Below are 6,762 nucleotides of genomic sequence, written 5' to 3' on the forward strand. Positions count from 1 at the left end.
AATGTATTCCAAAGTAATAAAACCTGAAAAAGATGGTCGGATTGCCTTTAATAACAAAGGTAGCTCAGCCCGTTTGGGCAACTATTTGGAGAAAGAATTAGACTTGGGCAAAATACCCGATGGAAAAGTTTTCTTCAACAATGAAGGTAGTTTTACGAAGGATGAAATAGTCAAAAGTATTGATACGAATGTCAAAGGTTTGACCGCTGATGATGATAAATTCTACTCTTTGGTGCTGAGTCCATCACAAGCGGAGTTGGAACATATCAAGAATAATCCTGAAGAGCTAAGAGAATTTACAGTCGATTGTATGGAAAATTATGCTCAAAATTTTATCATCAAAGCCAAAGAAGGAAGTTTAAAACAACTCTCCGAAAAGGACTTACTTTGGTTTGCCAATATTGAGTATGACCGAACTTTTAAAGGCAATTCTGATGAAGTGAAAAGTGGCAAAAAAAAGCAGGGAGAGCGAAAAGATGGTTTACAAACACACATTCATATTACGGTTTCGGCACGAGATAAGTCAATGAAAGTGACCCTTAATCCACGTACAAAGGACAAAAGAAGATTCTCAATTATTGCTTGGAGTGAAAAGAATCAACAAACATTTGATGGCAAATTTGGCTACGATTCGCCGAAAAAATCATTTACCCATCAAAACAAGGAGGTCTGGAATAAAGTGATGTCTGTTGAACGGATGCTAACAACTTTTGAAAAAAAATATGGTTTGCCTGATGCTGATTCCATCAAAATCAGAAGTATGGCAGTTGCCCAAGATTATAGCCATAATTTCAGAAAAAACTTAAAAGAAATCGGTCAAGAGCTAAAAAAAGCAGGTGGTAAAAATGGTTTAAATTCTGACCAGTGGGAAAGATTATCCAACGCAAAACCCGATGAGCAAAGTCAGAATTTAGAGCAAAATAAAAACAACTCGTTTGATTTTGTCGGTAGTTTCAAACAAGGTTTTTATTTTTTTAAAGGAGCAGAACTGGCGGATTCCGATGGAAAAGACTTACAAGGAACATTACGTAAAGCTGGACTTCATTTTCGGAAAAGACTCCAAAACGTTCAGAAATCAACCAATAATGATATTTCTATTTGAAAATAAATTTTCATTATCAATTCTTAAAAATCCATCAAATGAAAAAACACAAAACTTTGTTTTATCTCCTTGCCATTGCTTTGATGGCAGTGGTTTACGGAGAATGGTTTACCATGAATAACTTTCAAACCATGCCCAATAAATTGATAGTACATTATCTAAATTATGGCTTTTTATTTAGAATTATCACTTTTATGGCACTGCCTGTATTGCTTTATAACAAGGAAGAGTCGTTGATGAATCAATTTTATAAAAGAGATAAATGGGCTGATACTTTTACGTTTCGACAAAAACAATGGCTCATTTTTAGCTACATTTTTGTTGCCTTTTTTACCCTTTTTTCAATCAATTTGTTGAGTATTTCTCCCTTAATTTCGTTATCTTTATACATCATTTTGGGTGTTTTAGGCGTAAGTTTTAGCCTTTTTACTGAGAAACAAGCCAATAAGAAAATACAAATTAAGACTGATGATAAGCTTATTTTTAACCAATATTCTATCAATATTAAAGGAAAAAGTAATGATGATGGCTCAAAGGAAAAATGGCTGAATATTGTCAATACTTTTCGTGGAATTTTGGGTGTTGCCGCCAACGGTGCAGGAAAAACGGTTTCGTTTGTCGAGCCTTGTATAGAGCAGTATGCGTTCAAAGGTTACGCAGGGATTCTATTTGATTTTAAATTTCCGACACTTTCCAATATTGCTCATTTGCATTTTGGTAGAAAAGAGGTTTTGAGTTGGCAAGGTAAAGAGTATGAATTGATTGAAAATCCGACCCAATTTTATGTCATCAACTTTACTGATATTACTCGCTCACATCGTATCAATCCTTTGAATCCGAAATACATCAAAAATCAGATTTATGCCAAAGAATTTGCCGAAGCCATTATTAACAGTTTGCAGAAAGGTCAAAATTATAATGACAAGTTTTTTACTCCTTCTGCTATTACTTTATTAACGGCTATCATTTGGTTTCTGAAAAAACACTATCCGCAATATTGCACCTTTCCGCATGTGGTCAATCTTATTGTTGGTGATTCTTACGAGGTTTTGATAAAAAAACTCCGAGAAGATGATGAATGTGCTGGACTAATTCGGAGTATTATTACAGCCATTGAGTCAAAAGCAGGTAATCAGTTGGCGGGGGTTATAGCAAGTTTGCAAATGCCATTTGGTACGATGAATATTCCTGAATATATGTATGTATTGTCAGGTGATGATACCACGATTGATGTCAATGAAAAAGATAATCCAAAGGTTATTTGCGTAGGAACTGCCCCCGACATTACCGCAGCTTTATCGCCCATTATTTCTTTGATATTTACAGTAGCTTTAAAAACGATGAATCAACAAGGCAAACACCATAGCTTTGCTTTGATGGACGAAGCGGCACAGATTTTTATTCCGAACATTGCGGACATTCCAGCCACCGCACGGAGCAACAAAGTTTCTTTTAATATTGTAGCACAAGACGTTTTGCAATTTGAGAGCATTTATTCAAAACCCGTCTCCGATTCATTGATTGGTAATCTGAATTATCAAATTTATCTCAAAATGGCCAATTTGGAAACTGCCAAGCGAGTTTCGGCAACGATTGGAAAAGAAAAAGAAGTGAAACGTTCTGAGAGTATAAGTGCCAATTTGGGGGTGAAAAGCAGCAATAAGAACGAAGGATATAATTTTTCGGAAGCACAAGCAGAAGTGATTTTGCCCAATCAAATCATGCAGTTCAATGTTGGTGAGATGGTTGGAATTTGTGAAGAAACTAAGCACCCAACTTTTCATTTGGAGGTCGAAAGAAACATCTTTTCAACACCTTGTGGTACTAATGGGGAGTATGATAAACAAGACAGATTTCATACTTCCGAACGAAAAATACCTGCGTTTAATGAAAATATTGATATAAATATCATCTCTGAGAAAATCAAACATGAATGTAAAATGATTTTAACGAGTGAATTACCTAAAACAACTTAATAGAAAATGGAAAACCAAGAAAAACAATCAATATCATATAAGCCAATGGACTTTATCATCAATTTTTTCGTTGGATGTGTACCCACAAGAAAAGAATTAAAAACGCAAAAATTAAAGTCGATATACAAGATTTTGCTCTTAATGTTTGGTATTTTAGTCGGGTTGAGTATCATTGGGGTATTAATCGCAATCTATCTTTTGGGTATATTTTTGATGGTTATCGGGAAAATGTTATCAATCGGTTCATCATTTGACCAAAAACATGAAAAAAGTCAAGATAGGTATTTCGATGAAAATGGGAAATATTATTGATAGTCTTACAAAAATTGGAAATTATCCTGTATATCTTTTACCTTTACAATTCTGATTTTATATAAACTAATATTTGACAAACACCTATAACTCAAAATTAAATATGCATCAATACATAAAATTAAGTTTATATTAAATAATAAGGATTACGCAAATTAATAATTCTTTAAAAATGGCTCAATACTCGCCCATGTAGCTGCAAAATTTTCGGTAAAACATTCATGTGTAGTATTTGGGATGATACTGATTTGTATATTCCAGCGAAAGTGGTTCTTCGTCAATTTTGGTGAAAGGTGTATTTTTGTTTTAATTTTGATGAATGAATCAAACCCTGTTTATTCCTAATGAGTTGAGTTTTACGCTTCTCAGCCTTGACCATAATTCGACTCATGTTGATTTCCATGTAATAAGTAATCAGATTTCCAGCTATTGTCCTTTATGCCATTTTACTACAACCAAAATACATAGTAAGTACATAAGAACGATTGGTGATTTACCTGTTTCAGGTAAAATTGTACAGTTAAAACTTCATGTAAGAAAGTTATTTTGTGAGAATAAAAATTGTACTCGTAAAATTTTTACTGAGCGATTCAAACACAAGCTCAACTTTTATGGAAGAAGATTTAAACGCCTTAATGAGCAATTATCATCAATGGGGTTAGAATTAGGAGGTAATGTTGCACACAGAATCAGTAAATTGTCTTTTGTAAAAATTAGTGCTTCAACAATTCTAAGATTGATAGTTAAGTGTCCAACTCCAGCCATTAATTTACCCAAAATAATCGGTGTAGATGATTGGGCATTCAAAAAAAGGTTAAAATATGGTACAATAATCGTTGATTTAGAGACTAATGAAGTAATAGATTTATTACCTGTCAGAGAAGCTGTAACCTTGACGAATTGGCTTAAAAAACATTCTTCAGTGGAAATCGTTAGTCGGGACCGCTCATCGACCTATGCCAGTGGTATATCACAAGCAAGTGATAAAATTATTCAGATTGTAGACCGTTGGCATATTCTCAAGAATTTAACTGAGGGGTTTGAACGATTTTTTAATACCCAGAGAGGAAGTCTTAGGGATATTTCTGTTGAGTTGAGCCAACAACATGAGTCAGAAAATATAGTATCAGTACCACCAGTAATTTCAAAAAAAGACACTTCAATTACAGGGAAATACTATGATAACTTGCGAATCGTCGTACCGTCTAAAAGTAAAGGAGTTACAAAATGATGGTGTAAGTAAACGCAAAATAGCAAAAATGCTTAAAATGTCAAGAAACACCATTAATAGGTATTGGAATAGGACTTCATTTCTTCCAAAAGTCAGCCATAAAAAGAGTAATATTCTTAATTTTGAAGATTATCTAATCAAACGCTGGCAACAAGGCGAGCAAAATGTAAAAAAACTTTTTGAAGAGATAAAAGAGCAAGGTTTCAAGAATGACATCAAAATAGTTTATGAGTTAGTAAAACAATACCCAAAAACTAACGTTGAACCAATCTCAAATGCTGCTAAAATAAAATATTATTCTTCACAACAACTCAGTATTTGGTTAAGTACTTTCCGTAAAGACGGGTCAGAAGAATGGCCACAGACATATTTGGAAAAACTATTGAAAGATAATCCAATAATTAACAAAGTACGAAAATTTGTATTAGATTTTAGGCGACTATGAAAGAAAAAGAAGGAAATAAATTGTCAGCATGGTGCGATGAAGTCATCAATGATGATGATGAAAATATTATAGGATTCGCCAGAGGGATTCTTAATGCGGGCGGCGTTCCGTATTTTCAAGCTGTTTATCAAGGTTTTATTTCAAGTTGGAGCAACGGACCTGCGGAAGGTCAGGTTAATAGGCTCAAAAATATTAAGATACAAATGTATAGAAGGGTAGGTTTTGAACTACTCAGAAAGCGAGTGGTAATTACGAGTCAAAGTTAGGCTTTCACCAAAATTGACTAAGAACCTATTTAACTGCATTATACAACTACCATCTTTTTTACTCGTTCTGGATACATTGCTGCCAATTTATAGGCAGAAAATCCACCGTCACTAAAACCCAATACCATTATACTTTCTTTCGTAACGGCATTAACAACCGTCATGGCATCATTGGCACGTTGTTCGAGACTTACTGGCTCAGAACCTAACTCTGATTTACCATGCTCATGAAGAGAAATCGCAATAACCTGATAGTTTGATTTTAATTTATCAATAAAATCTGCCATTTCGACAGTAGAGCCGAATAAACCACCGTGCATTATTAGAATCGGTTGTCCTTTACCATAAACCTCATAATAGATTTTGGCATCTTTTGTCTGCACATAATGTCCTGCCTCTGCATTAGCTCCATACGGTATTTTGTTTACTACATTGGGGGCTTGGAAAGCTCTTATTAAAGGTTTCTGACCATCAATTAAAAAGTCCGAAATGAATTGTTTCTGATGAAAAAGATATTTTTCAGTTTGCGGAAATCAAAGACGATAAGTACCCAAGACGAAGATTACATAGGTCAAAAGTAAAGTACCAAATCTTGTTAGTAAAAATAGAAACACCTTCCAATATCACAAATAGAAGAAGCGTCTATTTTGCAAGCACCTATTCTATGACAAAATAATAAAAGTAACGTACATTTACCCCAAAACAGCTGGGATCCGGATCATGTACTAAATTACCTTTTAGGTCATAAACACAAGCATGATCACATTTTCTTGCCGACTGTCCAATACCAATGACGAAATCAAAAGCAAGATTATAAAACTCAAGCATTTCAAAGTCAACATCTTCATCAACTTTTAGTTTATTTTCTTTTAAAATTGGAAAATAATGACCAATTTTAGTATAGTTAGGTAGATTGTCTATTTCAGTTATTGATTCAATACAAGCCCTCAAACAATCTCCCGTTGAAACTCCTGATTCATAAAATTCTTTTTGATAAACTTTTTTCATTTGTTTGTTGCATCCATCGTACCGATGCCAGTCTCAATTTTGTGTAGCTCTAACTTTTATAGGTCAAAGCAGACATGTTTTTTCAAATTTACTCCGTTAGCATTTTATTAACACCTAGGATGTGCATTATATTAACTGACAAAACCACCAGTTTGCATAGTATAGTGATAAATACATCTTATATAATTCATTGGGTTCTTTATCATTCAATTTATCAAGAGAGTAGGTAAATTGGTAAGTTGTTGAATCAATTATAACATAAGGCTCTGTATCTACTTCTTTACACAAATCAATAAAATGTCTTCTTCCGTACTGAAAATGATTCCATATAAAAGTAATATAATATTCGTTATCGGAAATAATCTCTTTTTTTAGACATTGGATAGACATATTTTCTATAGTTTTTATTTCATTTTCTTCTA

At 33.6% G+C, this 6,762-nt stretch carries 9 protein-coding genes; 6 read left to right on the forward strand and 3 right to left on the reverse strand.

Annotated features, from left to right (window positions below; genetic code table 11):
- Position 1 precedes the first annotated feature (1 nt).
- The 6 genes from ABR854_RS02190 (at position 2) to ABR854_RS02215 (ending at position 5,332) form a co-directional block, all read left to right on the forward strand.
- A complete protein-coding gene (locus ABR854_RS02190) occupies positions 2 to 1,102 on the forward strand; it encodes a DUF5712 family protein (protein ID WP_350263703.1) in 1,101 nt (366 codons plus the stop codon).
- A 38-nt stretch (positions 1,103 to 1,140) separates the two neighbouring features.
- Entirely contained in the window at positions 1,141 to 3,078 is a 1,938-nt protein-coding gene (locus tag ABR854_RS02195; RefSeq protein WP_350263704.1) for a type IV secretory system conjugative DNA transfer family protein, read from the forward strand.
- Between the two features lie 6 nt (positions 3,079 to 3,084).
- Positions 3,085 to 3,390, forward strand: a complete 306-nt coding sequence (locus ABR854_RS02200) for a hypothetical protein (RefSeq protein WP_350263705.1) — start codon at positions 3,085 to 3,087, stop codon at positions 3,388 to 3,390.
- A gap of 319 nt (positions 3,391 to 3,709) precedes the next feature.
- Positions 3,710 to 4,621, forward strand: a complete 912-nt coding sequence (locus ABR854_RS02205) for an ISL3 family transposase (protein WP_350263706.1) — start codon at positions 3,710 to 3,712, stop codon at positions 4,619 to 4,621.
- On the forward strand, positions 4,569 to 5,066 hold the full coding sequence (locus ABR854_RS02210) for a hypothetical protein (RefSeq protein WP_350263707.1): 498 nt from the start codon (positions 4,569 to 4,571) through the stop codon (positions 5,064 to 5,066). The genes ABR854_RS02205 and ABR854_RS02210 overlap by 53 nt, the downstream gene beginning before the upstream one ends.
- Complete coding sequence (locus tag ABR854_RS02215) at positions 5,063 to 5,332, forward strand: hypothetical protein (RefSeq protein ID WP_350263720.1); 270 nt, start codon at positions 5,063 to 5,065, stop codon at positions 5,330 to 5,332. The genes ABR854_RS02210 and ABR854_RS02215 overlap by 4 nt, the downstream gene beginning before the upstream one ends.
- A gap of 38 nt (positions 5,333 to 5,370) precedes the next feature.
- Here the strand turns inward: ABR854_RS02215 and ABR854_RS02220 are convergent, their stop codons facing one another.
- The 3 genes from ABR854_RS02220 to ABR854_RS02230 form a co-directional block, all read right to left on the reverse strand.
- Positions 5,371 to 5,715: an alpha/beta fold hydrolase gene (locus ABR854_RS02220; protein WP_350263708.1), complete on the reverse strand. Its 345-nt coding sequence runs from the start codon at positions 5,713 to 5,715 to the stop codon at positions 5,371 to 5,373.
- A gap of 274 nt (positions 5,716 to 5,989) precedes the next feature.
- Positions 5,990 to 6,340, reverse strand: coding sequence for a hypothetical protein (locus ABR854_RS02225; protein ID WP_350263709.1), 351 nt, complete (start codon positions 6,338 to 6,340; stop codon positions 5,990 to 5,992).
- 126 nt (positions 6,341 to 6,466) lie between these two features.
- Positions 6,467 to 6,762, reverse strand: a 296-nt coding sequence (locus tag ABR854_RS02230; protein ID WP_350263710.1) for a hypothetical protein, incomplete at its 5' end; no start/stop codon positions are given.

The sequence above is a fragment of the Emticicia sp. W12TSBA100-4 genome (genome assembly GCF_040253585.1).
Lineage (GTDB): Bacteria > Bacteroidota > Bacteroidia > Cytophagales > Spirosomataceae > Emticicia.